24 protein-coding genes are annotated in these 26,504 nt (G+C 70.0%); 15 read left to right on the top strand and 9 right to left on the bottom strand.

The window, feature by feature from the left end; genetic code table 11:
• Positions 1 to 66: 66 nt before the first annotated feature.
• The 8 genes from MFF21_RS08060 (at position 67) to MFF21_RS08030 (ending at position 9,365) form a co-directional block, all read left to right on the top strand.
• Positions 67 to 1,188, top strand: coding sequence for a carboxylate-amine ligase (locus tag MFF21_RS08060; RefSeq protein ID WP_238310637.1), 1,122 nt, complete (start codon positions 67 to 69; stop codon positions 1,186 to 1,188).
• Positions 1,189 to 1,733: 545 nt separating this feature from the next.
• The gene (locus tag MFF21_RS08055) at positions 1,734 to 2,591 is read left to right on the top strand and encodes an FAD binding domain-containing protein (protein ID WP_238310636.1); all 858 of its coding nucleotides are present in this window, start codon (positions 1,734 to 1,736) and stop codon (positions 2,589 to 2,591) included.
• 12 nt (positions 2,592 to 2,603) lie between these two features.
• Positions 2,604 to 3,146 (top strand): (2Fe-2S)-binding protein, encoded by a 543-nt coding sequence (locus MFF21_RS08050; protein ID WP_238310635.1) that lies wholly within the window; start codon positions 2,604 to 2,606, stop codon positions 3,144 to 3,146.
• 2 nt (positions 3,147 to 3,148) lie between these two features.
• Complete coding sequence (gene cutA, locus MFF21_RS08045; protein ID WP_238310634.1) at positions 3,149 to 5,536, top strand: aerobic carbon-monoxide dehydrogenase large subunit; 2,388 nt, start codon at positions 3,149 to 3,151, stop codon at positions 5,534 to 5,536.
• A gap of 204 nt (positions 5,537 to 5,740) precedes the next feature.
• Entirely contained in the window at positions 5,741 to 6,826 is a 1,086-nt protein-coding gene (locus tag MFF21_RS08040) for a BMP family ABC transporter substrate-binding protein (protein ID WP_238310632.1), read from the top strand.
• A 76-nt stretch (positions 6,827 to 6,902) separates the two neighbouring features.
• Positions 6,903 to 7,034, top strand: coding sequence for a hypothetical protein (locus tag MFF21_RS23970; RefSeq protein ID WP_283206512.1), 132 nt, complete (start codon positions 6,903 to 6,905; stop codon positions 7,032 to 7,034).
• 389 nt (positions 7,035 to 7,423) lie between these two features.
• The gene (locus MFF21_RS08035) at positions 7,424 to 8,323 is read left to right on the top strand and encodes a hypothetical protein (protein WP_238310631.1); all 900 of its coding nucleotides are present in this window, start codon (positions 7,424 to 7,426) and stop codon (positions 8,321 to 8,323) included.
• 184 nt (positions 8,324 to 8,507) lie between these two features.
• Positions 8,508 to 9,365, top strand: coding sequence for an IclR family transcriptional regulator (locus tag MFF21_RS08030; protein ID WP_238310630.1), 858 nt, complete (start codon positions 8,508 to 8,510; stop codon positions 9,363 to 9,365).
• 116 nt (positions 9,366 to 9,481) lie between these two features.
• Here MFF21_RS08030 and MFF21_RS08025 read toward each other — a convergent pair whose 3' ends face one another.
• The 5 genes from MFF21_RS08025 to MFF21_RS08005 all read right to left on the bottom strand — a co-directional run bounded on the left by MFF21_RS08025 (position 9,482) and on the right by MFF21_RS08005 (position 15,369).
• Positions 9,482 to 10,297 carry a creatininase family protein gene (locus tag MFF21_RS08025; protein ID WP_238310629.1) on the bottom strand — a complete coding sequence of 272 codons (816 nt, stop codon included), beginning with the start codon at positions 10,295 to 10,297 and terminating at the stop codon, positions 9,482 to 9,484.
• Entirely contained in the window at positions 10,290 to 10,892 is a 603-nt protein-coding gene (locus MFF21_RS08020; protein WP_238310628.1) for an SRPBCC family protein, read from the bottom strand. The genes MFF21_RS08025 and MFF21_RS08020 overlap by 8 nt, the downstream gene beginning before the upstream one ends.
• 75 nt (positions 10,893 to 10,967) lie before the next feature.
• Positions 10,968 to 12,860 (bottom strand): hydantoinase B/oxoprolinase family protein, encoded by a 1,893-nt coding sequence (locus MFF21_RS08015; RefSeq protein ID WP_238310627.1) that lies wholly within the window; start codon positions 12,858 to 12,860, stop codon positions 10,968 to 10,970.
• A gap of 11 nt (positions 12,861 to 12,871) precedes the next feature.
• A complete protein-coding gene (locus MFF21_RS08010) occupies positions 12,872 to 14,923 on the bottom strand; it encodes a hydantoinase/oxoprolinase family protein (RefSeq protein WP_238310626.1) in 2,052 nt (683 codons plus the stop codon).
• Between the two features lie 260 nt (positions 14,924 to 15,183).
• Entirely contained in the window at positions 15,184 to 15,369 is a 186-nt protein-coding gene (locus tag MFF21_RS08005) for a hypothetical protein (RefSeq protein ID WP_238310625.1), read from the bottom strand.
• 249 nt (positions 15,370 to 15,618) lie between these two features.
• Here MFF21_RS08005 and MFF21_RS08000 point away from each other — a divergent pair, with 249 nt between their 5' ends.
• From MFF21_RS08000 to MFF21_RS07980, 5 genes are all read left to right on the top strand, one after another.
• On the top strand, positions 15,619 to 17,820 hold the full coding sequence (locus tag MFF21_RS08000) for a transglycosylase domain-containing protein (protein ID WP_238310624.1): 2,202 nt from the start codon (positions 15,619 to 15,621) through the stop codon (positions 17,818 to 17,820).
• Positions 17,821 to 18,058: 238 nt separating this feature from the next.
• The gene (locus MFF21_RS07995; RefSeq protein WP_238310623.1) at positions 18,059 to 19,162 is read left to right on the top strand and encodes an adenylate/guanylate cyclase domain-containing protein; all 1,104 of its coding nucleotides are present in this window, start codon (positions 18,059 to 18,061) and stop codon (positions 19,160 to 19,162) included.
• Between the two features lie 66 nt (positions 19,163 to 19,228).
• On the top strand, positions 19,229 to 19,450 hold the full coding sequence (locus MFF21_RS07990; RefSeq protein WP_238310622.1) for a hypothetical protein: 222 nt from the start codon (positions 19,229 to 19,231) through the stop codon (positions 19,448 to 19,450).
• Positions 19,451 to 19,596: 146 nt separating this feature from the next.
• Positions 19,597 to 20,496, top strand: coding sequence for a ParA family protein (locus MFF21_RS07985; protein ID WP_238310621.1), 900 nt, complete (start codon positions 19,597 to 19,599; stop codon positions 20,494 to 20,496).
• The gene (locus tag MFF21_RS07980; RefSeq protein WP_238310620.1) at positions 20,486 to 20,977 is read left to right on the top strand and encodes a hypothetical protein; all 492 of its coding nucleotides are present in this window, start codon (positions 20,486 to 20,488) and stop codon (positions 20,975 to 20,977) included. Before MFF21_RS07985 ends, MFF21_RS07980 begins: the two co-directional genes overlap by 11 nt.
• 170 nt (positions 20,978 to 21,147) lie before the next feature.
• Here MFF21_RS07980 and groL read toward each other — a convergent pair whose 3' ends face one another.
• Both groL and groES read right to left on the bottom strand, forming a co-directional pair.
• A complete protein-coding gene (groL, locus tag MFF21_RS07975; protein WP_238310619.1) occupies positions 21,148 to 22,788 on the bottom strand; it encodes a chaperonin GroEL in 1,641 nt (546 codons plus the stop codon).
• Positions 22,789 to 22,867: 79 nt separating this feature from the next.
• Positions 22,868 to 23,158, bottom strand: a complete 291-nt coding sequence (gene groES, locus MFF21_RS07970) for a co-chaperone GroES (RefSeq protein ID WP_012457015.1) — start codon at positions 23,156 to 23,158, stop codon at positions 22,868 to 22,870.
• A 220-nt stretch (positions 23,159 to 23,378) separates the two neighbouring features.
• Here groES and MFF21_RS07965 point away from each other — a divergent pair, with 220 nt between their 5' ends.
• Both MFF21_RS07965 and MFF21_RS07960 read left to right on the top strand, forming a co-directional pair.
• Positions 23,379 to 24,383 (top strand): magnesium transporter CorA family protein, encoded by a 1,005-nt coding sequence (locus MFF21_RS07965; protein WP_238310618.1) that lies wholly within the window; start codon positions 23,379 to 23,381, stop codon positions 24,381 to 24,383.
• A 118-nt stretch (positions 24,384 to 24,501) separates the two neighbouring features.
• A complete protein-coding gene (locus tag MFF21_RS07960; RefSeq protein WP_238310907.1) occupies positions 24,502 to 25,833 on the top strand; it encodes a Gfo/Idh/MocA family protein in 1,332 nt (443 codons plus the stop codon).
• A 15-nt stretch (positions 25,834 to 25,848) separates the two neighbouring features.
• On the opposite strand, the gene MFF21_RS07955 is transcribed toward MFF21_RS07960, so the two are convergent.
• Both MFF21_RS07955 and MFF21_RS07950 read right to left on the bottom strand, forming a co-directional pair.
• Positions 25,849 to 25,992 (bottom strand): hypothetical protein, encoded by a 144-nt coding sequence (locus MFF21_RS07955; protein WP_238310617.1) that lies wholly within the window; start codon positions 25,990 to 25,992, stop codon positions 25,849 to 25,851.
• Between the two features lie 157 nt (positions 25,993 to 26,149).
• The gene (locus MFF21_RS07950; protein ID WP_238310616.1) at positions 26,150 to 26,476 is read right to left on the bottom strand and encodes an ACR/YggU family protein; all 327 of its coding nucleotides are present in this window, start codon (positions 26,474 to 26,476) and stop codon (positions 26,150 to 26,152) included.
• Positions 26,477 to 26,504: the final 28 nt, after the last annotated feature.

Genomic DNA, 26,504 nt, shown 5'->3' with positions numbered 1-26,504 from the left:
AAAGTCTTGCCTGTCCCTTCGCTGCCCCGCGCGCGGAAAAAGACGGGGAGCCGCCAGGACGAACCAATGGCCCACGCCTACCGCTTCGGGATCGAGGAAGAGCTCTTTCTCGCGAGCACCCGGTCCCGCTCCGCCCCGCGCGAGGTGCCCAGGGATTTCCACGACGAGGCCCGGCGCCGGCTCGAGGCGGTGGAGCGAGAGATGCTCCAGAGCCAGATCGAGATCTGCACGCCGCCCTCCGCGAGCTTCTCCGAGGCCCGGGAGCGTCTGACCGCCCTGCGCTCCGGCCTCGCCGGGGTGGCGCGGGACTACGGGCTCAAGGTCTTCGCCGCCGGCACGCATCCGACCGCGCTCTGGTCGGAGCAGAAGCCGACCCGCAAGGCGCGCTACCGCAAGATGATCGAGGACCTCCAGATCGTCGGGCGACGCTCCGTGGTCTGCGGGCTGCACGTCCATGTCGAGGTGCCCCGGCCCGAGGCGCGCATCGACCTGATGCGGCGGCTCCTGCCCTTCCTGCCGCTGCTTCTGGCCCTCTCCACCTCCTCGCCCTTCTGGGAGCGGGAGCGCACCGGCCTCGCCGGCTACCGGGCCCGGGTCTATGCGGAGCTGCCTCGCACCGGCCTGCCGGAGCTGTTCGAGGACATGGCCGATTACGAGCGCTACGTCGCCGCCATGACCCAGGCGAAGGCGGTGGAGGACGCCACCTTCTTCTGGTGGCACATCCGTCCCTCGATCCGCTATCCGACCCTGGAATTGCGGGTGGCCGACAGCTGCACCCGCCTGTCCGACAGCCTCGCCGTCGCGGCCCTGTTCCGCTGCCTCGTGCGCCTGGTCGAGCGCCGGCCCGAGATCCACGCCCACATGACCGGCGCCTCCCGCGGCTTCGTGATGGAGAATCTCTGGCGGGCCGAGCGCGAGGGCGTCCATGCCAGCCTGATCGACGAGACTTCCGCGAGTGCGGTGCCGGTCCGCAAGGCGGTGGACGCCCTGCTCGATCTCGTGGCCGAGGACGCGGCGGCCCTGGGATGCGAATCGGAGGTCGCCCATGCCCGGCACATCGCCCGGGACGGCACGAGCGCCGATCGCCAACTCGCCGTGCACGAGGCGGCGCTCGCGGCGGGCAAGAGCCCCCGCGTGGCGCTGAGCGCGGTGATCGACTGGCTCGCCGAGGCGACAAAGGCGGGCTGAGGCAGCGACCGTCGCAGCCGTTGCGAGCGCAACGGGCAGGCTGCGGAAATTTCAGTCGTGGATGCCGCGCGCCTCGCCGGGAGCGGGCCGCATGCCGCCCGGTCCGGTCCCTCGGCTGCCGCTTCGTCGCGCGAGGCCGGGCGGAGCGTGAGCCAGCGGGAAGCCGGGGAAAAGCGAGTCGGTCCCGCTCTTGCTAGAGCTCCCTTCGCCGAAGGGCAGACCGGTTCGGCGCGAGCGATGGCCGTTCCGATCGGCCGCCTCGGCCGGGAATGCCGCGGGCCGCTCCAGCCTCGGGGCCTCGCGCCGCGCTGGGTGCCCGCAGAGAAAAATCCCTTCCTCGAAGTACTGGAGAGATTGACAGGGCAAAGTGGTAACGTATCCTAATCGAGGATATCATATCCACTATACGGATAAACAAATGAGCAGCGATGCCGCCGTTTTGGGCATCCTGCTCGTTTGTGGGCGATGCGGTTCCGGGCATCGGGCTTCCATGCGAAAGCTTGCGAAGACTGTCCGCTCATGCCGCGAGAAGACCGGAACAGGCCATGAAACCGTCTCTGTTCGCATATGACGCGCCGCGGACGCTCGACGAGGCGATCGCCCTGCTGGCCGGGGATCCCGGCGCGATGGTGCTGGCCGGCGGCCAGAGCCTCGTCCCGGCGATGAACCTGCGGCTCGCCGCCCCCGGCCGCCTCGTCGACATCCAGCATGTCGAGGGCCTGCGGGGGATCACGGTGGGCGAGGGCCGGATCACGGTCCGCGCCATGGTGCGCCACCGGGAGCTGGAGCTCAGCGCCGAGGCGCATCGGGCGAACCCGCTCATCCGCGCGGTGATGGCCCATGTCGCCCATATCCCGATCCGCAACCGCGGCACCGTGGTGGGCAGCCTCTGCCACGCCGATGCCGCCGCCGAGATGCCGATGCTGCTGCTGCTCACCGATGGCAGCGTGGTCGCGCAGGGGCCGGAAGGACGGCGCGAGATCGCGGCGCGGGACTTCTTCGCGTTCCACATGACCACGTCCCGCCGCCAGGACGAGATCGTCACGGAGGCGCGCTTCCCGGTCCTGCCCGAGGGGGCCGGCTGGGCCTTCGAGGAATTCGCCCGCCGCCGGGGCGACTACGCGGTCGCCGCGGTCGGCGCGGTGATCCGGCGCGGCACGGTCCGCCACGCGGTCTCCCTCGCCGCCTGCGGCATCGCCGCCCGCCCCGTTCGCCTGGAGGCGGCGGAAGCGCTCCTGTCGGACAGCGACCTCTCCGAGGGTGCGATCCGCGCCGCGGCCGAGGCGGCCAAGGCGGCGGTCACCGCCCCCGACGATCTCCACGCCACAACGGGATACCGCCGCCACCTCCTCGCCGGCCTCGTCCGGCGGGCCGTGGCGGGCGCCCTCTCCCGCGCTTCCTGAGGCACGATTCCCATGTCCCGCGCAAAGGCCCGGCGCCAGTTTCCCGTCACCTCGGACGATCCCACGATCCGCGTCGCCCTCACCGTCAACGGCGAGGCGGTCGAGCGCGAGGTCAGCCTGCGCATGCTGCTCTCGGATTTCCTGCGGCACGAGCTCGGCCTCACCGGCACCCATGTCGGCTGCGAGCACGGCGTCTGCGGCGCCTGCACGGTGATGATCGACGGCAAGTCCGCCCGCTCCTGCCTCACCCTGGCGGTGCAGGCCAACGGGACGGAGCTGCGCACCATCGAATCGGTCGCCGCCGAGGACGGCACCCTGCACCCGCTGCAGGAGGCCTTCCGCGACTGCCACGCCCTGCAATGCGGCTACTGCACACCGGGCTTCATCATGAACATCCTGAGCCACTTCGAATCCGGGCAGCCGGTCGACCTCTCCGAGGAGGGCATCCGGGACGTGCTCTCCGGCAATCTCTGCCGCTGCACCGGCTACCAGACCATCGTCGCCGCCTATCGCCAGGCGGCCGAGCGCCTCGCGGTCCGCCGAGGGGAAGCCTGATCATGTCGACCCGCACCTTCGGTTCCCGGATCAAGCGCAACATCGATCCCAAGCTCCTGCGCGGCGAAGGCTCCTTCGTCGACGACATTCCGCTCGCCCATCCGCTGCACGTCGCTTTCGTGCGCAGCCCCTTCGCCCGGGCGAAGATCCTGTCGGTCGACACGGCGGAGGCGAAGGCCATGCCGGGCGTCTGCGCGGTCTATACCTGCGACGACATCGGCGCCCTCGATCTGGAGCTGCCGCAGCTCATCCCGCATCCCTCGATGATGGATCCGCGCACGCAGCGGCCGCTCGCCCGGGAGGACGTGTTCCATGTCGGCCAGCCGGTGGCGATGGTGGTGGCCGTCGACCGCTACACGGCGGAGGACGCCGCCACCCTGGTCTGGGTCGAGTACGACCCGCTGCCCGTCGAGCTCGATCTGGAGCGGGCGGTGGCGGACGGGGCGCCGCTGGTCCATGCCGGGCACCCCAACAATGTCGCCGCCGATTTTCGCCAGATCTGCGGGGACCCGGCCACGGCTTTCGCGCAGGCGGAGCACGTCACCCGCATCCGCGTGCAGGTCGACCGCTCCACCGCCGCGCCGATGGAATGCCGCGCCGTGGCCGCGGTCCATGACCCGGTCACCGGCGAGCTGACGGTCTGGGACGGCACCCAGGCGCCGATCTCCGTGCGCGGGGCGCTGGCCTCGATCCTCGGGATCGACGAGGACAAGGTCCGGGTCATCGCCCCCGATGTCGGCGGCGGCTTCGGCCAGAAGGTCTACCAGTTCTATCCCGACGAGCTGCTGGTGCCGATGGCCGCGCGCCAGCTCGGCCGCCCGGTCAAGTATATCGAGGACCGGCGCGAGAACTTCATCGGCTCCTCGCAGGAGCGCACGCAGATCCACGAGATCGAATTGTTCGCCCGCAAGGACGGCACGATCCTCGGCCTGCGCGACGTCTTCCTGCACGATACCGGGGCCTTCATCCCCTACGGCATCGCGATCCCCCAGGTCGCCTCGACCTCGATCGCTGGCCCCTACCGGATCCCGAACATCGACGTGGCCTTCCGCTGCGTCTACACGCCGACGGTCCCGGTCACGCCCTATCGCGGCTGCGGCCGGCCCCAGGCGAACTTCGCCATCGAGCGGGCGATCGACCAGCTCGCCGACGAACTCGGCCTCGACCGCTTCGAGGTGCGCCGCCGCAACCTCGTCGCCGACCACGAATTCCCGGTGCTGCGCGAGGGCCTGCTCTTCGCCGACGGCCTGCCGGTCAGCCTCGACAGCGGCCAGTATCACCGGGCGCTCGCCATGCTGGAGGAGCGGCTCGACGCCAAAGCCTTTCCGGCGGAGCAGGAGCGGGCGCGGGCCCAGGGTCGCTATCTCGGCCTGGGCCTCGCCTTCTATGTCGAGGGCACCGGCCTCGGCCCTTACGAGGGCGGCCATGTCCGCATCCAGCCGATCACCGGCAAGGTCTCCGTCAATACCGGTCTGACCTCGCAGGGGCAGGGGCACGACACCGTCTTCGCCCAGATCGTGGCCGACCAGCTCGGCGTCGCCGTCGAGGACGTGATCGTCGTGGAGGGCGACACCAAGGCCTATGACTGGGGGGTGGCCACTTTCGCGAGCCGGGCGGCGGTGGTCTCCGGCAACGCCATCCACCAATCGGCGGCGATCGTGCGGGCCAAGACCATCGAGGCCGCCGCCAACATGCTGGAGGTCGACCGCGAGGACATCGACCTGCGCGACGGCGCCGCCTGGGCGCGGGGCACCAACCGCAGCGTGTCGCTGGCGGCGATCGCCACGGCGACCAATCCCCTGCGCTACGCCTTCAACGAGGCAGCCAAGGCGGCGACCCAGTTCGCCCCGGCGAGCCGACACGACGGCCCGGCCCTCCGCCCGGGCGAGCATCCGGGCCTGGAGGCGACGGACTATTACAGCCCGCCCTGCGCCACCTGGGCCTACGGCGTCCATGGCGGCCTCTTCGAGGTCGATCCCGAGACCTGCGCGGTGAAGGTGCTGCGCTACGTCTGCGTCCACGATTGCGGCACCATGATCAACCCGACCATCGTCGAGGGCCAGGTCATGGGCGGCATCGCCCAGGGCTTCGGCGGTGCCCTCTACGAGCGCATCGAGTTCGATGCGGAGGGTAACCCGGTCAACGCCAACTTCGTCGACTTCCTGGTGCCCTACGCCACGGAGGTGCCGCCGGTGGAGATCCTGCATCTCGAGACGCCCTCCCCCCTCAACCCGCTCGGCGTGAAGGGCGTGGGCGAGGCGGGCTGCATCCCGGTCGGTTCGGTGGTCGCCTCCGCCATCGAGGACGCGCTGCGGCCCCTCGGGGCCGGGCCGTTCCGGCACGTGCCGATCACGCCGAGCATGATCCACGCCGCCCTCGCCGGCGCGTGAGCGCGGCCCTCGGATCCGGAGCGGAGCCGGCCCGCGGCACGATGCCGGGCGGGCATCGCCCGCCGCCCAGACGGCATTGGGTCCCCGTGCGGGGGGGCGATAGGCTGGCCTGGGATTCCGGCACGCTGCCGAACAATCGGCCGCGTCCGCCCATCGAAGAACAGGGTCCGACCCACGGCCGGCGAGGACAAGGGGACACATCACATGATCCGACGCGTTGCCGCCTGCGCGGCCCTCGGCCTGGCTGTTGCCGGCCAAGCCCCGGCCGCCTCCGCCGCCCCGTTCAAGCTCGAGGGCGAGCCCAAGGTCGCCATGATCCTGTTCGGGCCCAAGAACGACGGCGGCTGGTCCCAGGCCATGGACGAGGCCCGGCAGCGCACGGAGAAGGCCCTCGGCATCACGATCCCGGTGGTGGAGAACATCCAGGAGACCGCGACCTCGATCCGGCCGGCCGCCGAGCTGTTCATCAAGCGCGGCTACAACATCATCATCGGCACCGCCTATGCCTTCTCCGACACCTTCAAGGAGCTGTCGGAGAAGTATCCGAAGGTCGCCTTCGTGAACGGTTCGGGCACGACCACCGGCCCCAACCTCGAATCCTTCTACGGCCGCACCTACGAGACGCATTACCTCTGCGGCATGGCCGCCGGCGCGGCCTCCAAGAGCGGCAAGATCGGCTTCGTCGCCGCCAACCCGTTCGGCATCGTCAACTGGACGATCAATGCCTACGAACTCGGTGCCCGGCTGACGAACCCCAACGCCGTCACGACCGCGGTCTATACCGGCGCCTGGAAGGATCCGGTGAAGGAGCGGGCCGCCGCCGCGGCCCTGATCGGCCAGGGCATGGATGCGATCGGCCAGCATGTCGACACGCCGACCCCGCAGATCGTGGCCCAGGAGAAGGGCATCTTCGCCACCGGCCATCACCGCGACATGCGCGAATTCGCGCCGACGGCGACCCAGTGCTCCTCGGTCTGGTACTGGGAGCGCTACTTCGTGCCCACGATCGAGAAGATCAAAGCCGGCACCTGGGAGCCGCGCCCCTTCGGCGCCTTCCTGTCCATCAAGGAGGGCGGTCCGGACATCGCCTGCTGCGGCCCGGCCGTGCCCAAGGCGGCGGTCGACAGGATCATGGCGGAGCGTCAGGCGCTCATCGACGGCAAGCAGATCTTCGCCGGCCCCCTCAAGGATCGGGACGGTGTCGAGCGGGTGCCTGAGGGCAAGGTTCTCAGCGATGCCGAGCTCTGGAAGATGGACTGGTTCCTCCCCGGCGTCGTCACCCAGCGCTGATCCCTCCGCCCGCGCCGCCGGCCCTGCCGGCGGCGCTCCCTGCCCTTTGTTTCTTGGACGGATTTCGGTGTTTTCGATGCGCGGTTCGTCTGGGGCGTCGCCCGCTCTCTGCCTGACGGGAGTGCCGAAGTCGTTCGACGGCTTCGCGATCTGCGCCGGTGTCGAGTATCGGCTCGCCCAGTCCTTCACCGTCGGCTACGGCTTCTGAAGGACGACGCGCCGGCACGGGACATGCACCAGCGTCCATCTGCGCCGAACCCCGAAAGACAGGATTGATGCCGGAGCGGCATTAGTCCCCGGGGGCCTCGGAGGCTAGGGTGCCAAATTGCAGACCAGAGCACCGGCGACCGGAAATAACGGCCGGTTGCAACCATTATATCTCGATAGATTGTGCACAATCTTTCAGTGATATTTGTGCAACGATCGCTTTAATCGATGTTGCTCTTCGAGATGTTCGGGAACTCATCGTTGACTGATCTTTGGAGTCGGAAAATAGTTCTCTGGCATTAGCCGAGGGGACTGCCCAACATGTCAGCTCATCTTTTCGTATCAAAGTTTGTATCTTTCGTCGCGGCTGCTACCTGCGCGTGTGCTGCCATGGCCGCGGACCTGCCGAAGAAGGAGGCTCCGCCCGCGCCGGCCGCCGCCCCGTCCTTCTTCCTCTTCTCCGACACCCAGGTGAGCTACTTCTACCTGGCGGATGCGCGCGAGCCGGGCGTCACCGGCGGCCGGGCCGGCAATTCCCTCGCGGGCCGCTCGATCCCGAAGAACGTGCTCAACATCTCGCACGCCGATGCCTGGGCCTACGGCACCAACTTCTTCTCCCTCGACATCCTGCAGTCCGGCTCGCAGGATCCCGCCGGCACCGGCGCTCCGCGTTTCGCCCTCTACGATTACGGCGCGACGGAAGCCTACGGCCTCTACCGCGGCACGCTCGGCGGCAACGAGGTCTTCAACACCAAGGCCTTCAGCGTTCCCGGCGTTCTCAAGAACATCTCGCTCGGCTACGGCTTCGACGCCAACACCAAGAACACCCAGTTCGGTCCGGAAGTCCGTAAGCTGCTCGCCGGCGCGGTCTTCTCCTTCGACGTGCCCGCCGGTTTCATGAACCTCGGCGTGTATGTCCAGAAGGAGTGGAATCGCAACGGCATCGTGGCCGAGCCCTTCCGCAGCGTCGAGTTCGACGCGGTGCCGCATTTCGAGCTGGTCTACAACTTCCCGCTGGCCTTCACCGGTCTGCCGCTCAGCCTCGCCGGCTTCAACAACGTCAACCTGCCCAAGGGCAAGGACGGCTTCGGGGCCAAGACCGAGCTCGAGTTCCTGTCGCGCACCAACCTCGTGCTCGACGTGGGCAAGCTCGTCTGGGGCCAGCCCGGCAAGCTCGATGCCTTCGTCGGCTTCCAGTACTGGATGAACAAGTTCGGCACCAACCAGAACAACGTCCCGGGCGCCGAAGAAAAGACCTTCCTCGCCGGCGTCTCCGTGCACATCTTCTGAGACGGCGCGGACTTCACCGCACACCCCACCGGCCCTGGCTCCCAGCCAGGGCCGAACGCATGGCGCGGATCCGGGCACCGGAACGGATCCGTCGCAGGAAATCCGCCGGCGCGACCTTCACGGCCGTATCCGTTTGTCGGATACAGATCTCGCGGACGCGATCGCACGCGGCGTGAAGGATCCCATGACGGCACAGAGCAAGCAGCGGGGGCGCAAGGCCGCCGCGGATCAGGCTGCGTCCGAGGCGCCGGCCCCGAAGGGCGCCCTCCCCTCGGCCATCGATCCCGGCTCCCTGCGCGGCATGGACCGCTCCTTCGCCGTGCTGGAGCTGCTCGCCCAGGCGCCGGCCCGTGTCGTCGACGTCACCCGGGCCCTCGATCTGCCCTGGGCCACCGTCCACCGCACGATCGTCCAGCTCGAGAAGGCGCAGTTCCTGCGCCGCGATCCCGAAACCAGCCGCTACCAGATCGGACCGCGGCTCTGGCATATCGGCTCGGCCTACCTGTCGAATCACCGGGTGCTGACGGCGGCGACGCCCTACCTCGCCAAGCTCTCCGAGCTGGACGGAATCGCCCTGCAGGTGGTCGAGCGGATCGGCTGGCAATCGGTGGTGATCTACTCGCACCAGCATGTCGATGAGGACATCACCAAGGCGCATTACGGCTATCACTTCCCGCTGCACTGCGCCTCGAAGGGGCATGTGCTGCTGGCCAATGAGCCGCCCGCCTTCATCGACGCCTATCTCGCCCGCCCCCTTGAGCGCCTGACGCCGGAGACGGTGACGGATCCCGTGGCAGTGCGGGCGATCCTGGAGGAGGTGCGGGCCTCGGATTTCGCCCTCACCGTCGGCGACGTTCAGCTCTTCGCCGCCTCGATGGCGGCGCCGATCCGCGACGCGACGGGACAGACCGTGGCCGCGCTCTGCTTCGTCTTCCGCAAGAATCTCCTGAAGAGCGACGCGCGCCGGGAGACCCTGCGCGAGCAGATCGGGCATGCCGCCCACTCGATCTCCCTCGACCTCGGCTGGCGCCACGGCCGCTGAGGCCAAGGGCGACTCGGGAAGCGCCCGACCGTTCCGATCAACCCGAAACGCAGCCGGCCCGGGACGTGGGCACGTCCCGGGCCGGGTTTCGGGTCGGTTGCGGAGGCGCGGCGCGGTCAGCGCCGCTCCTCGTAGGAGCCCCGCAGGGTGCGGAAGGTCTCTTCCAGCACCTGGACCACGGTGTCGATGAAGACTTGGCCGGCCTCCGCCGTGGCGCAGGACGGGTCGCCGAAGATCGCGGCATGGCCGGCGGCGGGGCGCGGCCGGCGCATATAGGTGCGCACCGGCTCCGTCGGCGCCACGAGGTCCCAGCCGACCGGGCCGTAATGGGCGCCCTCCAGCCGATCCATCTTCACGAGTTCGGGCCGCGTGGCGAGCTGGAAGCCGGTCTCGAACTCGCAGCCATGCCCCATGCCGCCCGGCACCGATTGGCGCAGGGCGTGGATCCTCTCCGCCGCCGGCTCCCAGTAGCTCACGGCGGAGACCTTGAAGCTGTGGGCCGCGTCGAGCTCGTCGACGAGGTGGCGGGCGACGGCGTCGTTGGCGGTGCCGTTCGGGCGGTTGCCGTTGAGGAGGATCAGGTGCTCGAAGCCCTGCCGGACCAGGGCCGCGCCGATCTCGAACAGCATGGCTTGGTAGGTCGGAATCGAGAGCGAGATCGTGCCGGGGAAGAACTCGAAGGTCTTGGAGATGCCGTAGGCGACGGGGGGCGCCACCAGGGCGTCGATCCGCTGGGCCAGCAGCCAGGCGATGTGCTCGACCTGATGCGTGTCCGTGTCGGTGGGCATGTGGGGGCCGTGCGCCTCGGTGGCGCCGGTGGGCAGGATCACGGCGCGCTTCTGCGCGATCGCCTCCGCGATCTCCATCTGCGTCATGAAGGACATGCGCCGTTCCCCGCCGGCGGCGGGGGCGGTGGAGGCGGGATCAGCCATGGGTCGATTCCTTCTGCCGTTTCCTGAACAGGGACGCGATCAGCCGGACGAGCAGGCCCAGCACGCTGATCTGCGTGGTTTGCGTAGACGGTGCCGCCGCAGGTGGCTGGGGGGATGACGCGGCGGCACCGTCACTCACGGCCGGGGCGGCCGCGAGCCGAGATTCGACGTTCTTCACGAATTGCCCGATCAGCACGGAGGCGGTCTCGTTGACGAGGCCGGTGCGGCCGAACTGGGCGATGGGGCCGGCGAGCTGCACGTCCGCGTCGATGTCGACGCGGGTGGCGCTGCCGCCGAGATCGGTCAGGCGATAGTCGAGGGCGAGCTTGGAGCGGCTGCCGCCGCGCTTGTCGGTGCCCCGGCCCTCGGCATGCCCGCTATGGGTGGCGGGATCCGTCGTCACCGTGGCCTCCCCGTCGAAGGAGGCCCCGAACGGCCCGAGCTTGATGCCGACCTTGCCGGCATAGACGCCGTTGCCCTTGTCCTCGGTCAGCTCGGCGCCCGGCATGCAGAGCGCGACCGCCGGGATGTCTTGGAACAGGTCCCAGACGGCCGGCAGCGGCCGCGGCACCTCGAAGGATTGGGTGATCTTCATGGTCTCGCGCCCCAGAGACGTCGGAGGGAGAAGTCGGTGGGCGCCGCGTCCGGGCCGGCCGCGGCGCCTGGGTTCCTACCGCACCGGCCGGGCGTGCCAGCCCTCGTCCGGATCGGGCAGCCCCTCCGGCCGGGTGATCCGGCCGGCCGCCTTGAGGGCGGCGAAATAGGGGCCGCGGTCGAACATGGCCGGCGTGCCGCGCTCCTTGGCGAGGCGAGCCCGCAGGGCCTCCGTGCCGGCGAGGTCGGCTGTCCATGTGCGGCCGGCGCGCGTCAGCACCACGCCGTAATCGTGCCGGGCCGAGGCCTCCGAGACGAGGCCGCATTGCACGTCGGCCACCACCCGCTCCACCGGCCGCGCCAGGGGATCGCCCCAGCCGCCGCCGCCGGTCGTGACGATGCGGATCACCGAGCCCGGCGCGACCGTGACCGTGTCGCTCATGCCGGGATGCACCGTCTCGCGGTTCTCGCCATCGATCACCGAGACCTGGTAGTTCTCGCCGGCCTTGCCGCCGTTGACGCCGTAGCAGCCGAGCAGGGAGCGGTCGGCGTTGGAGATCAGGCGGCATTCCTGCAGGGCGCGGATGCGCTTGTCGTAACCGAAGCCGCCGCGGTGATAGCCGGGGCCGCCGGAGCCCTGCTTGAGGCCGAGCTCCTCCACCAGGATCGGGTAGCGGGTCTCGGAGAACTCCGCCGGCAGGTTCTTGGAGTTCGGCACGATGTGCACGACATCCGAGCCGTCCGCCCAGGGGCGCCCGGGGCTGCCGCCTCCCAACACCTCGCGGAACAGGTAGAAGTCCTCCTGCGTCTTGCCGCCGGTGACGCCCCAGATGCGGATGGTCTCGTGGTCGGCCGGCATCTTGCCCCCCGTCGCCTTGGACAGGCAGGCGGCGAACGAGCCCAGCGTGCGCAGCATCAGGAAGAAGCGCATGCCGGTGGGCTTGCCGAAGGTCGGGGTGATCAGCGTGCCCTTCTTCGGGAAGACCACGTCGATGACGTCGAGCACGCCCTCGTTCGAGTCGATCTCGGCGGCCCGCTCCGGGGAGCTCGCGAGCGAGCGCAGCGTCGGGGCGAGCCACTTGCGGAAGTAGCGGCCCTCCGCCTCGTCGAGCGCCCAGTTGATCGGGCCCTTGGCCTCCGGGTCGGTGCCGGTGAAGTCGAGGACGATCTTGTCCGGGGTCTTGATCATCGTCACGCGCAGGGCGTGGAGCTTGTCCTTCTCGACGCCGTCGTTCTCGATGAAGTCCTCGAAGGTGTACTCGCCGTCGGCGATCTTCGGCAGGATCTCCCGGCGGAAGATCTCGGCGGTGTTCTTCAGGATCTGGTCGAAGGCGGCCTCCAGCGTGTCGGCGCCGTAGCGCTCGGCCAGGGCCACGACCCGGCGGGAGCCGAGCTTGGCCGCGCCGATCTCCGCGTCGAGATCGCCGGCGAGGTGCTCGGACAGGCGGGAATTGCGCACGATGATGCGGAAGGCCGCCTCGTTGCGCTTGCCCTTCTCGTAGAGCTTGATCGGGGGGATCATCACGCCCTCCATCCACGAATCCGTTGCGTGGACGGGCAGGCTGCCCGGCACGGCGCCGCCGATGTCGTCGTGGTGGCCGAAGACCTGGCTGAAGCCGATCAGCCGCTCGCCGAGGAAGATCGGCACCGTGGTGCAGAGATCCGGCACGTGGCCGATGCCGCCGCAGGAATTGTAGGGATCGTTCCAGAAGAACACGTCCCCGGGATGGATGTCGTCGGCGCCGAAATATTCGAAGACCGGCTCGACGATGGCCGAGTAGGAGCGGCCGGTGAGCTTGCGGCCCTTGGCGTCGAACAGCGCGACCCGGTAGTCGTGCTGGTCGCGGATCATCGGCGAGCGGGCGGTGCGCTCCACCGCCGCCTCGATCTCGAGTTCGGCCGCGCGGATGGTGCCGTGGATGACCTCGAGCTCGATCGGGCCGAGGGTGGTGCGGGTCTCTTGCGTCATGGTCGCCTCCCTCACAGGCTCTTCTCGAGGATCAGGTTGCCGTAGGCGTCCGCGCGGACGCGCCAGCTCGTCGGCACCACGACCGTCGAGCCGTATTCCTCGACGATGGCCGGGCCGGCGACCGTCTGCGCGACGGCGAGCTCGGTGCGGCGGTAGAGCGGGCAGTCGATCCAGCCGGTCTGGCGCCAATAGGCGCGGCGGGTGGCGAAGGGCGCAGCCGGCTCCCGCGCGACGGTGTCGGCGGCGATGCTCGGCCGGCTCTGCTCGCCCACGGCCTGGATGCGCAGGTTGACGAGCTCGACGTCCTGCTTGCCCTCGTAGTGGAAGCCGAAGGTCTGGTCGTGGACGCGGTGGAAGTCCGACCAGAGGTGGTCGAGGATCGCCTCGTCGGAGAGGCCGGCGGGGATCGCCACCTGCACCTCGTGGCCCTCGCCGAAGTAGCGCACGTCGGCGATGCGGCGGATCTCGATGCGCTCGGCCGGGATGCCCTCCGCCTCGATATCGGCGAGGCCGGTGGCGGCGAGCTCGTTCCAGGCGGTGAGGATCTCGGCCCCGTCGACGGTCGATTGCTGGCGCACCAGGGTGCGGATGTAGTCGCGCCGCACGTCGGAGACGTGCAGGCCGAAGGCGCAGAGATTGCCGGGGTTCGGCGGCGAGATCACCGTGCGGATGTCGAGGAAGTCGGCGACCTCCGTGGCGAACAGGCCGCCGGCGCCGCCGAAGGCGACCATGGCATAGGCGCCGGGATCGCGGCCGCGGGTCGTGGTGACCTGGCGGATGCCGAAGACCTGGTTGACGGCGGCGATCTCCAGGGCGCCGGCGGCGACCTCCTCGGCGGACATGCCGAAGCTCTCGCCGAGTTCCGCATAGGCCTTGCGCGCGGCCCCGTCGTCGAGGCGGATCGCGCCGCCGATCAGCGAGGCGGGCAGGCGGCCCAGCGTGATCGCCGCGTCGGTGACGGTGGGCTTGGTGCCGCCGCGGCCGTAGCAGATCGGGCCGGGATCGGCGCCGGCGCTGCGCGGGCCGACCTTGAGCTGGCCGTAGGGGTCGGTCCAGGCGATGGAGCCGCCGCCCGCGCCGACCGTGACGATGTCGAGCATCGGCGTCTTGACCGGGTAGCTCTCGACCATCGAGGACGAGGTGTACATCGGGGTGTAGTCCTCGATGATCGCCACGTCCGTGGAGGTGCCGCCGACATCCACCGTGAGGATGTCCTTGTAGCCGGCGAGCCGCGCCATGTGGATCGAGCCGAGCAGGCCCGCGGCCGGGCCCGAGAGCAGCATGGTCACCGGCTTCTCGCCGGCGGTCGAATGCTTCACCACGCCGCCGTTCGACTGCATGATCAGGAACGGGATGTCGCCGGACTTGGCGCGGATCGCGTCGGCGGCGTTCTGCAGGTAGGTCTTGCAATAGGGCTTCACGAGCACGTCGATCAGCGTCGTCATCGCCCGCTCGTATTCGCGGTATTCGGGCAGCACCACCGAGGAGAGCGAGACGAAGACGTCGGGGAACTCGGCGCGGATCAGCGCGCCGATGCGCTGCTCGTGCGCGCCGTTGGCATAGGCGTGGAGCAGGCAGACGCCGATGCAGCGCACGCCGTCCTCGACGAGCTCGCGCACCGCCTGAAGGGTCGCCGCCTCGTCGAGGGGCTCGATCTCGCGTCCCTCGAAGGTCAGGCGGCCGGGCACCTCGCGCACGAGGTGGAGCGGCACCAGACGCGGCGGCTTCACCCAGAAGAACGAGTTGCCGTAGCCGTCCGGCACCGATTGCCGGGCGATCTCGATCATGTGGCGGAAGCCGCGGGTCACGATCAGGCCGAGGCCGGCGAATTTGTGCTCCAGCACCGCGTTCGTCGCCACGGTCGAGCCGTGCAGCAGCATGCGCAGGTCGGCATCCGTGCCGCCGGCTTCGGCGAGCACCGTCCGCACGCCCTCGATCAGCCCGATGCTCGGGTCGGAGGGCGTCGACGGCGTCTTCACCGCCGTGATCCGCCCCGTGGTGTCGTCGATGGCGACGACGTCGGTGAAGGTGCCCCCGGTGTCGATGGCGATCTGCAGGCCCATGCCGCTGACTTTCTATCCGATATATGGATACAATGTCCAAATAATGCATATGAATGCGCAGCGCGGCAAGCGCTCCGCCTGCTGAAATTTCCGACGCGGGGCCCGGGGAAATGATGCGGATTTGATCAGACGGGCGGCGAGCGAAGCACTCTTCGAGGCTTCTGGCCGACCGAAGCGGGGCAAGGGGATGTGCTCGACCGAAGCCCGCGGTCGCTTATCGTCTCACCAGCGCCTGTTCCGTGGCCGAAGGCCGGCGCGACTCACGGCAGGGGCATGCCGATCCCGGACGTTGCGCCGGCCCCGTGACCGCTGCTGTTCATGGAACCCGTGACGGTCGCGGCGATCCCGTCGCCCTCCGTCGTGCCGGTTGGCCGAATCGCGCGTTCCAGCGCCCTCACCTGCCGCTGCCAGAGCCAGATCCGCAACCTGTCGAGCCATCGATGCATGGTCGGTCTCCGCGAGGGGACATCCCATCAACGCTCAAGCTCGGAGAGGCGATCCCGTCGTGATCCTGTCGCGAGCCCACGGCGATGCGGGTGCGGACCCGCACGGGCGGCCGAATCTAAGGCTATGTTTTTGCTGACGAAAAGAAAATCGCTGGTTAATTGTTCGTAAACCCGCCGCATTTACGGTGCCGATGCGGGTCTCTCCGCCGCGCGGTCGCGCCGGGGAGGCTTTCGGATCTGACGGGACGCATGGCGGACGGACGCGGACGGACGAGACGGGGTGAGCCGAATTTCGACGCGCCCGAAGGCCGCGTCGATCCCGGCAGCCTCGATCTGCGCCTCACCCGCGCCGAACGGGCGGGGGGCGGCGTGGCAAAGCGCGGAGCGGGTTCGGAACCCAAGCCGGCCGGCCGGCGGACATCCGGCGGCGGCCGGGGCGCGCCGGCCCGCAAGAAGAGCCGCCGCGGCGGCTCCTTCCTGGGCCGGGCGGTCTACGGCCTGGTCGTGCTCGGCCTGTGGTGCGTGATCGGGATCGCGGGCCTCGTCGCCTACCATGCCTCGCAGCTGCCGCCGATCGATCAGATCGCGGTGCCCAAGCGCCCGCCCAACATCGCGATCCTGGCGAGCGACGGCTCGCTGCTCGCCAATCGCGGCGAGACCGGCGGCCGGGTCGTCTCGATCAAGGAATTGCCGCCCTATCTGCCGCGCGCCTTCGTGGCGATCGAGGACCGGCGCTTCTATGACCATTTCGGCGTCGACCCCGTGGGCATCGCCCGGGCGGTGGTGCAGAACCTGACCCGCCGCGGCGTCTCGCAGGGCGGCTCGACCCTGACCCAGCAGCTCGCCAAGAACCTCTTCCTGACGCCGGAGCGCTCTGCTTCGCGCAAGATCCAGGAAGCGATCCTGGCCCTGTGGCTGGAGCACAAATATTCGAAGGACGAGATCCTCGAACTCTATCTCAACCGGGTCTATTTCGGCGCCGGCGCCTACGGCGTCGAGGCCGCGGCCCAGCGCTATTTCGGCAAGCCCGCCAAGAACGTGACCCTCGCCGAGGCCGCGATGCTGGGCGGCCTCGTCCAGGCCCCCTCCCGCCTCGCCCCGAACCGCAACCTGAAGGCCGCCCAGGCCCGCGCGGCCCAGGTGCTCGCGGCCATGGAGGAGCTCGGCTTCGCCAAGGCGCCGGACGTGAAGGTCGCCCTGGCCCAGCCGGCCCGGCTCGCCTCGACCCGCGGCGGCGGCTCCTCGAACTACGTCGCCGATCTGGTGATGGACGTCCTCGACGATTTCCTGCCGAAATTCGAGGACGACATCGTGGTCTCCACCACGGTCGATTCCGCGATGCAGGGCGTGGCCGAGAAGGCCCTGGTCGACGAATTGAACACCAAGGGCGTCCGTTACAATGTCGGCCAGGGGGCGCTGGTCTCGATGCGGCCGGACGGAGCGATCCGCGCGCTGATCGGCGGCAGGGACTACGCCCAGAGCCAGTTCAACCGGGCGACGACGGCCAAGCGCCAGCCCGGCTCCTCCTTCAAGCCCTTCGTCTATCTGACGGCGGTCGAGCACGGGCTGACCCCGGACACCCTGCGCGACGACGCGCCGATCCGGCTCGGCAACTGGAGCCCGGAGAACTATTCCCACGATTACCGCGGGGCCGTGACCCTGCGCGAAGCGCTGGCCCTGTCGCTCAACACGGTGGCGGTGCGCCTCGGCCAGGAGGTCGGCCCCAAGGCGGTGGCGCAGACGGCCCAGCGCCTCGGCATCGCCTCGCCGCTCCAGGCCAACGGCTCCATCGCCCTCGGCACCTCCGAGGTGACGCCGATGGAGATGGTCGGCGCCTATTGCGCCTTCGCCAATGGCGGCACCGGGGTGATCCCCTACGTCATCGCCAGCATCAAGGGCGCCAACGGCAAGGTGCTCTACAAGCGCGGCGAGGGTGGGCTCGGCCGGGTGATCGACCCGAACGCGGTCGGCATGATGAACGCGATGATGCACGACGTCTTCACGATCGGCACGGCGCGCAAGGGCGACATCCCGGGCTGGGAACTGGCCGGTAAGACCGGCACCAGCCAGGATTACCGCGACGCCTGGTTCATCGGCTATTCGGGCTCCCTGGTGACGGGGATCTGGCTCGGCAACGACGACGGCGAGCCGACCAAGAAGGCCTCCGGCGGCAACCTGCCGGTGGAGATCTGGAAGACCTACATGACCGTGGCCCTGCGCGGCGAGAAGCCGGTGCCGCTGCCCGGCCTCAACCGCTGGCGCGCCCGCCCCGAGAGCCCGGTCGCCGCCCGCGACGGCGCCTCCCCCGGCGGCCTAATCGGGACGCTCCTGGGCGAGCCGGAGCAGACCGCCTCCGCGCCGCGCCCGTCCGCTCGTGTCGAGGCCCAGGCCCGGGGGCCGAGCCGCGACGACCGCAACTTTCTGGAGAAGCTCTTCGGCGTCGGCGAGTGAGCGCGCGGATCCGGCCCCTGACGCGGCGCGGCGCCCGGTCCGGGCGGTTTCCGGGCCGACCGGGGCCGCTTCGCCCTATTGGCGCCATCATGCGGGCATGAGCCTGGGCCCGACGCCGGCTCCGCCGCGCGGATCCGCGAGAGGGAGCCCCGTGCCAGCCCCCCTGCCCCATCGACGGCCCGATCCGGCGCGCCGCGGCTGCGCCGGCGCCTTCGGCCGCGCCCGGAGGCGTCCCTAGATGCTGCCGCAGCACCGCTGGTTCTGGGTCCTGATCCTGCTCGCCTGCGCCGTGGCGGGGCTGATCTACAACGTGATCTTCGCCGCCGGCGCCTCGCCGCTGGCGGGCCTGACCTATGGCCTGTTCATGGGCGGGGCGGCGCTGGCCTTCGAGCGCGGCCTCGTGCTCGCCGGGCTGCAGGCGCGGATCCGGCGGCTGCCGGCGGGGCTCTACGTGCCCGCGGCCGAACTCGCCTACATGGCCATGATCGTCGTCGGCAACTCGATCGGCGGCGTCGTGGTCTGGGCCTTCGGCATGACCCAGGACCCCTTCCTCGAATCCATCCGCATGACGCCGCGGGTGCTGGCCTATGCCCTGGCCGTCTCCGCCCTGCTCGTCTTCGTGATCCGCATGCGCGACCTGATCGGCGGCGAGGTCTTCGTGAACTTCCTGATCGGCCGCTATCACCGCCCGGTGGAGGAGGAGCGCATCTTCCTCTTCCTCGACGTGGTCGGCTCCACCGCCTTCGCCGAGACCCATGGCGACCTGCGGGCCCAGGAATATCTGAGCGCGGTCTTCGCCACCCTCGCCGAGCCGGTGCGGCGCTACCAGGGCTCGACCGACGACTATATCGGCGACATGGCCATGATCACCTGGCCGATGGCCCGGGGCCTGAAGGAGGCCCGCTGCGTCGCCTGCCTGTTCGCCGTGCGCGACCGCCTCGCCGCGGAGGCGCCGGCCTGGCAGGCCCGCTTCGGCACGGTGCCGCGCCTGCGCGCGGCGCTGCATGGCGGCTCGGTGGTGACGGCGGAAGTCGGGGTCGACCGGCACAAGATCGCCTATTTCGGCGACGCGGTGAACGTGACCTCGCGAGTCGAGTCCCTGTGCCGGCCCCTCGGCGTCGACGTGCTGATCTCCGATGACCTCCTCGCCCGGCTGCCGCGCCTGCCCGAGGGCGTCACCGCCCGCTCCCTCGGGGCGCATGCCCTGCGCGGCCGGGGCCGGCGCCTCTTGGTCTCGACCCTAGAGCGCAGCGACCAGGTCGCGGAGGCGATGGCCGGCGCTGCGATCGCCGCCGACCCGCCTGCCGCCGCCCGCCCGCGGGCTGTGGCCGGAGGACGCTGAGCCGGGGCGAACGGCGATGCCCTCCCCGCGTTGACCCCGGCATCGAGCGCGGAGGCCGGAGGGGGCATGGCGGAGGGCGTGAAACCGGCGAGGGAGCCGCCGCGCAGGACCTGGCGGACGCCCCTGCGTCTCGCCCTGCGCTTCGGGCCGCCGCTCCTCGGCCTCGTGATCGTGTTCCGCTGCATCGTCGCCTCGATCGGCGGGGAGATCAGCCAGCCCGGCTTCGCCCTCGGCATCGCCCTGATCGCGGCGGGTTTCGTCTCCCGGCTCGTCCCGCCCGGACCGTGATCGGACGCCCGGCCGCAAATGGTGTCTTCACCTCGGTGAAGCGCGGCGATTGACGGCGCCCTCGAATCGAGCCTTTCAGCGGGGGCCGGTGCCGGGATCCTGCCGATGGAGCGTGCGGCCGGGCCGGGCGAGGAGTGGGAGGAGCGGTGACGGGCAAGCTGATCGCGGTCGCCAACATGAAGGGCGGCGTCGGCAAGACCACGACCGTGGTGATGCTGGCCGAGGCCCTCGCCGCGGATGGCGCCCGCGTGCTGGTGGCGGATTTCGATCCCCAGGCGAGCGTCTCCGTCTGCCTGGCTGGCGACCGGCTGCTCGCCGACATGATCGGCAAGGGGCGCACCCTCGAGGCCTATCTCGCCCTCAAGCTGATTGCCCGTCACAAGCCCGACCTGCGGGCGCGGGTGCAGCCGGGCGTGAGCCTGACCATGCACCGGAACGCGCCGCTCACCCTGTCCCTGCTGCCCTCCGGCCCGCATTTGCGCATGATCGAGCGCGAGATCGTCTACGAGTTGACGGCGCAGAAATACTCGATGCACGAGATCGAGAGCCGGCTGTGGAAGATCTTCCACGACGACTTCGTCCCCCTGACCCAGGACTACGATTACGTCTTCTTCGACTGCGCGCCGGGCATCTCCCCGATGACCGAGGTCGCGGTGCGGGCCGCCGATCTCGTGCTCGTCACCTCGATCCCCGATTTCCTGTCGACCTACGGCCTCAATGCCTTCGTCGAGACGGTCTGGCGGCGCAGCAGCCGCGAAGCCAGCCAGATCGCGCCGCGGGGGAGGCCGCATGTCCTCGTCACCCGCTATCAGGCCCATGTCCGCCAGCACCAGCAGACCCTGGCGCGGCTGGAGGCGGAAGCGGCCGCCCCGGATGCGGGCTTCCGGCTCCTGTCCACGCGCATCCCCCAGGCGGCTGCCCTGGCCGATGCCCTGCTGCCGAGCGAGGACGCGCCGCCGACCTTTTCGGGCAAGTACGGTGCTTACGTCTCGACGGTGCTCGTCCCCCTCGTCGAGGAAGTGAAGGGAATCCTCCATGGCGCTTGATGTCGACGGCTACGCGGTGCTGCAGGCGATGGGCGCCGCGCCCGAGGCCTTCCCCGATATCCAGGCCGAGGTGCCCCGGCTCGCCCGCACCCTCGTCGTGAAGCAGCTGAAGGTCCGCAGCCTGAAGGTGGCCGGCCTGCGCCTGATCCGCGACGTGGTCGGCATGGAGAATTTTGCGCTGATCGCGGACGGGATGAGCGATGCCGAGGTGAAGAGCCTCGTCACGCGGCTCGACCCGCATCACCCGAGCCTCCGGGAGGCGACGCCGACCTGGTTCCGGCGCCGTCTGACCGCGCTCGCGGCGGGCGACGCCCCGATCCGCAAGGGCGAGACCCCGCCCGCCAAGCCCGCCCCCGAGCCCCAGGCCGAGCGGGCTCTGGCGAGCCGCCCCTTCGCCGCGACCTGGGACGGCAAGGACCACGACGCTCCGGCGGAGAAGAAATCCGAGAAGAAGGGCAAGAAGGACAAGAAGAAGGGGTGAGGGTCGGATCGGCCGCTTCGGCGTCGCGCTCGTCCTTGCCGGCGGGAGCGGCGCCGACCGAGTCGATCGACCGAGCAGCCCCCTCCGAACCTCCTGCGCGTCACCCCGCACCCACGAAAAAGGGGCCGCCTCGCGGCGACCCCTCTTCCGTCTCGTGCGGGTGGCTGGACTTAGAAGTCCATGCCGCCCATGCCGCCGCCCGGCATGGCCGGAGCGGGGCTGTCCTTCTTCGGAGCGTCGGCGACCATGGCTTCCGTGGTCACCAGCAGGCCGGCCACCGAGGCGGCGTCCTGCAGGGCGGTGCGCACCACCTTGGCCGGGTCGACGATGCCGGCCTGGATCATGTCGACATACTCTTCGGTCTGGGCGTTGAAGCCGTAGGTCTCCGAGGAGGTGTTGTCGGTGATCTTGCCGACCACGATCGAGCCCTCGACGCCCGCGTTCTGGGCGATCTGGCGGATCGGGGCCTCAAGGGCCTTCAGGACGATCTTGATGCCGGCCTGGACGTCCGGAACGTCGGAGGTCAGCTCGGCGACCGCCTTCTTGGCGCGCAGCAGGGCCGTGCCGCCGCCGGGGACGATGCCCTCTTCCACCGCAGCGCGGGTGGCGTTGAGCGCGTCGTCCACGCGGTCCTTCTTCTCCTTGACCTCGACCTCGGTCGCGCCGCCGACGCGGATCACCGCGACGCCGCCGGCGAGCTTGGCCAGGCGCTCCTGGAGCTTCTCACGGTCGTAGTCCGAGGTGGTCTCCTCGATCTGCGCCTTGATCTGGCCGACGCGGGCCTCGATGTCGGCCTTCTCGCCGAGACCGTCGATGATCGTGGTGTTCTCCTTCTCGATGCGCACGCGCTTGGCGCGGCCGAGCATGGGGAGCGTCACGTTCTCGAGCTTGATGCCGAGATCCTCGGCGATCATCTGGCCCTTGGTCAGGATCGCGATGTCCTCGAGCATGGCCTTGCGGCGGTCGCCGAAGCCCGGCGCCTTGACGGCCGCGACCTTGAGGCCGCCGCGGAGCTTGTTGACGACGAGGGTGGCCAGAGCCTCGCCCTCGATGTCCTCGGCGATGATGACGAGCGGCTTGCCGGTCTGCACCACGGCCTCGAGCACCGGCAGCATGGCCTGGAGCGAGGAGAGCTTCTTCTCGTGGATGAGGATGTAGGGATCCTCGAGCTCGGCGATCATCTTCTCCGCATTCGTGATGAAGTACGGGGAGAGGTAGCCGCGGTCGAACTGCATGCCCTCGACGACGTCGAGCTCGGTCTCGGCGGTCTTGGCCTCCTCGACGGTGATGACGCCCTCGTTGCCCACCTTCTGCATGGCGTGGGCGATCATCTCGCCGATCTCCTTGTCGCCGTTGGCGGAGATCGTGCCGACCTGGGCGACCTCGTCGGAGGTCGAGACCTTCTTGGCGCGGGCGGTGATGTCCTTCACCGCGGCGGCCGTGGCGAGGTCGATGCCGCGCTTCAGGTCCATCGGGTTGATGCCGGCGGCGACGAACTTGGCGCCCTCGCGGACGATCGCCTGGGCGAGCACGGTCGCGGTGGTGGTGCCGTCACCGGCAATGTCGTTGGTCTTCGAGGCCACTTCGCGCACCATCTGGGCGCCCATGTTCTCGAACTTGTCGGCGAGCTCGATCTCCTTGGCGACGGTGACGCCGTCCTTGGTGATGCGGGGGGCGCCGAAGCTCTTCTCGATCACGACGTTGCGACCCTTCGGGCCGAGCGTCACCTTGACGGCATCCGCGAGGATGTCGACGCCGCGGAGCATCTTGTCGCGGGCGTCGGCCGAGAAACGGACGTCTTTCGCTGCCATTGTACTACCTCTGCAGTTCGTGGGAGCCCCAAGGCGGCCGGAGCGGCGCCTCGAAGGGCGGGGAAGGGTTCGGGGGGCCTTAGGCGGCGACCACACCCATGATGTCGGACTCCTTCATGATGAGGAGATCCTGGCCGTCGATCTTCACCTCGGTGCCGGACCACTTGCCGAACAGCACGCGGTCACCGACCTTGACGTCGAGCGCGTTCACGCGGCCCTGCTCGTCCCGGGCGCCCGGGCCGACGGCGACGATCTCGCCCTCCTGCGGCTTCTCCTTGGCGGTATCGGGGATGATGATGCCGCCCTTCGTCTTCTCTTCGCTCTCGATGCGACGGACGACGACGCGGTCGTGCAGCGGACGGAACTTCATGAGCTGCCCTCTTGCTTCGAATTCTCGAATGGTCTTGATGCGGCGGGGACCGCGTCCCGACCTTGTCGCTAGCAACCTGTTAGCACTCTCGTGCGTCGAGTGCTAACGACGGCGGCGAGATAGGCTCGGGCGCGCGCCGAGTCAAGCTGCCGCAGCAGGCGGCCTGCACGAATTCGCTCTTCTCGGCGCCGCCCTTCTCGCAAAAGAGTCTCCTCCCGCGATGATCAGCCTCCAGGGACCGCAGGGCGCCGTCGATACCGCCTGCCTGGAGGGGCAGGGTCCCCTTGACCCGGCGACCGTCTGGATCGATCTCGACGACCCCTCCGCCGAGGAGGCCGCTGCGGTGGAGCGGGGCACCGGCCTGCGCGTGCCCTCCCGGGCCGCCCTGAGCGAGGTCGAATCCTCCAGCCGCCTGCGCCGCAACCGCAACGGCCTGTCCCTCTCGACGCCGATGGTGACCTTCGACCGGGCGGATTTTTCCCTGAAGCCCCTCGGCTTCGTGCTCACCAGGGAGCACCTGCTCACCGTCCGCTTCCACGACCTGCGCGCCTTCGCGACGGTGAAGAAGCGCATCGCCGAGCAGGACGACAAGGCGACCACCAGCACCCAGGTGTTCCTGTTGCTCGTCGAGGAGCTGGTCGACAGCCTCGCCGACGCCCTGGAGGAGATGTCGGCCGATCTCGATGCCCTCTCGACCCGGATCTTCGACTTCGACGTGAGCGCCCGGCCCGGGGCGCGCAAGGACGACGCCACCGCGCCCAAGCGCCGCGACCTGGCGCTGCGCCGGCTGCTGCGCTCCATCGGGAGACAGGGCAAGGCCCTGGCCAAGGTCCGGGCCAGCCTGCTCGGCCTCGGCCGGATCGTGCCCTTCGTGAAGGACGAATGCGGCGAGCTGCTCCATGCCGAGGAGAAGCCGCGCTTCGACACCCTGTCCCGGGACATCGCCTCCCTCGACGAGTTCGAGACCCGGCTCTCGGAGACGCTGCAGTTCCAGCTCGATGCCGCCCTCGGCCTCATCAACATCGAGCAGAACAACGCCTTCCGCATCCTCACCGTGGTCTCGGTGGTGGGCGTGCCCCCGACCCTGATCGCCTCAATGTACGGCATGAACTTCAAGAACATGCCCGAGCTGAGCTGGACCTACGGCTACCCCTACGGCCTCGCGCTGATCGCGATCTCGGCGCTGATCCCGCTGATCTTCTTCCGGGTGAAGGGCTGGATCTGACGCTCCTCGACTCCGGCGGGTGCGGCAGCGGGCCTCGCGCGCCGGGCCGGAACGCCGGCCCCTCCCTGCCGTTCCCGGGCATCCCCGGAACGGCAGAGATATGGGTGTGGCAGGGCTGATGAGCGACGAGCGCAAGCAAGGCGAGGCGGCCTATCGCCCCTCGCGGAGGAATCTTCTGGCGGCCGGCGGGGCGACCCTGTCCGGCGCCGCGCTCGCCGCGACCGCCGCCGCGGCGCAGGCACAGGATGGGGCGCTCGGCCCGGCGGTGCCGGCCGATACCGGCGCGGTCCAGGGCGGCCGGGTCGTGTTCCCGAACTGGCGCGGCCAGGGGGACGCGCCCCCTCCCCCGCCGCCCGCGCCCCTGCCCCCGGAGAAGCGGGTCGGCTTCGCCGTCGTCGGCCTCGGCCGCCTGAGCCTGGAGGAGATCCTGCCGGCCTTCGGCGAGGCGAAGATGGCGCGCCCCGTCGCCCTGGTCTCGGGCTCGCCGGACAAGGCGAAGCTCGTCGCCGCGCAATACGGCATCGCCGCCGAGGCGATCTACGGCTACGGCGACTGGGACCGCCTGAAGGCGAACCCGGCGGTGCAGGCGGTCTACGTGGTGACGCCGAACGCGCTCCACCGGGAGCACGTCGTGGCGGCGGCGGGGGCGGGCAAGCACGTGCTCTGCGAGAAGCCGATGGCGACGAGCCCGGACGAGGCCCGGGCCATGATCGAGGCCTGTGCCCAGGCCAAGGTCAAGCTGATGATCGCCTATCGCTGCCAGTACGAGCCCAACAACCGCGAGGTGACGAAGATCGCCCGTTCCGGGAGCCTCGGCCGCCTGCGCCTGATCCAGGCCTTCAACGGCCAGACCTCGGGCCTGCCCGAGCAGTGGCGGCTCCGCAAGGCCCTGGCCGGCGGCGGAGCGCTCCCCGATATCGGCCTCTACTGCCTCAACGGGGTGCGGGCCCTGACCGGCGAGGAGCCGGTCTCGGTGACGGCGCAGGTCCATTCGACGCCCGACAGCCCGCTCTTCCGGGAGGTGGAGGAGAGCGTCGTCTTCACCCTCACCTTCCCCTCCGGCGTCATCGCCCAGTGCGGCACGAGCTACGGCGTGCACGAGAGCCGGCGGCTCGATGTCCATACCGAGGGCGGGGCCCTCACCCTCGAGAACGCCTTCGCCTATCGCGGCCAGCGCCTGATGATCGCCCATCGCGAGGGGACGCGGGTGCAGAAGGACGAGCCGGTAATCCCGCCGAAGAACCAGTTCGCTCTGGAGCTCGACCACATGGCCGAGTGCATCCTGAAGGACCGCCGCCCCCGCACCCCGGGCGAGGAGGGCCTGCAGGACCAGATCCTGATGGCGGCGATCTACGAGGCGGCCCGCAGCCGCGCCCCCGTCACGGTCGGCCCCCTGCCCGGCACCGGCATGGGCGCCGACGCTACCCGCGGGCCGGCCCTCGACGGCTGAGGCCCCGATTGCGCCCTACCCCCAGCGCACGAAGCCTGCGACCAGGAGGATGGCGAGCACCGCCAGGATCCAGACATGGCCCGAGCCGACGGCGTAGAGCACGAGGGCCAGGAACACGGCGGTGATGCCGAGCAGGACGGCGACGGCGACCGGGTTCACGCCCGCCCGCTCCCGCCCGCGGCGCCCGCGCCTGCCTGTTCGATCCGCCCCATCGCTCCCCCCGACTCCGCCGGGGCGCTTGCCATGGCCGCCGATCGGACTTCAACCCGTTGCGGGTCCGTCCGATCCCTTTCGCGTGAGGGCGGAGCCCGTCCTGTCAGGCTTTCGCCAGGAGCGCCTCCAGCCGCGCGGCCAGAGCGGCGCCGTCGCCGGCGAGATGGAGGCGCTTCAGCCGGGAGGTCTCGCCGGAGAGGAAGCGGATCCCGGCCCGGCGCAGGTCGAGCGTTTCCGCGAGGAAGGCGAGGAGGGCCGCGTTGGCCGCGCCCTCCACCGGCGGGGCCGCGAGCCGGATGCCGAGCACCGGCCGCCCGTCCGCGCCGATATTCACACCGTCGAGGCCGTTGCGGGAGGCGCGCGGGGTCAGGCGGACCGTGAGGCGCAGGCCGTCGGCCTCGATCGTATAGGGGTGGGCGGGCTCGGCCATGTCGTCCGGGGTCGGTTCGGGGGCGGTT

Source organism: Methylobacterium organophilum, from assembly GCF_022179465.1.
Taxonomy (GTDB): Bacteria; Pseudomonadota; Alphaproteobacteria; order Rhizobiales; family Beijerinckiaceae; genus Methylobacterium; species Methylobacterium organophilum.
Note: the sequence above shows the minus strand (reverse complement) of the source record. Positions and strands in the feature narration are given on the sequence as shown.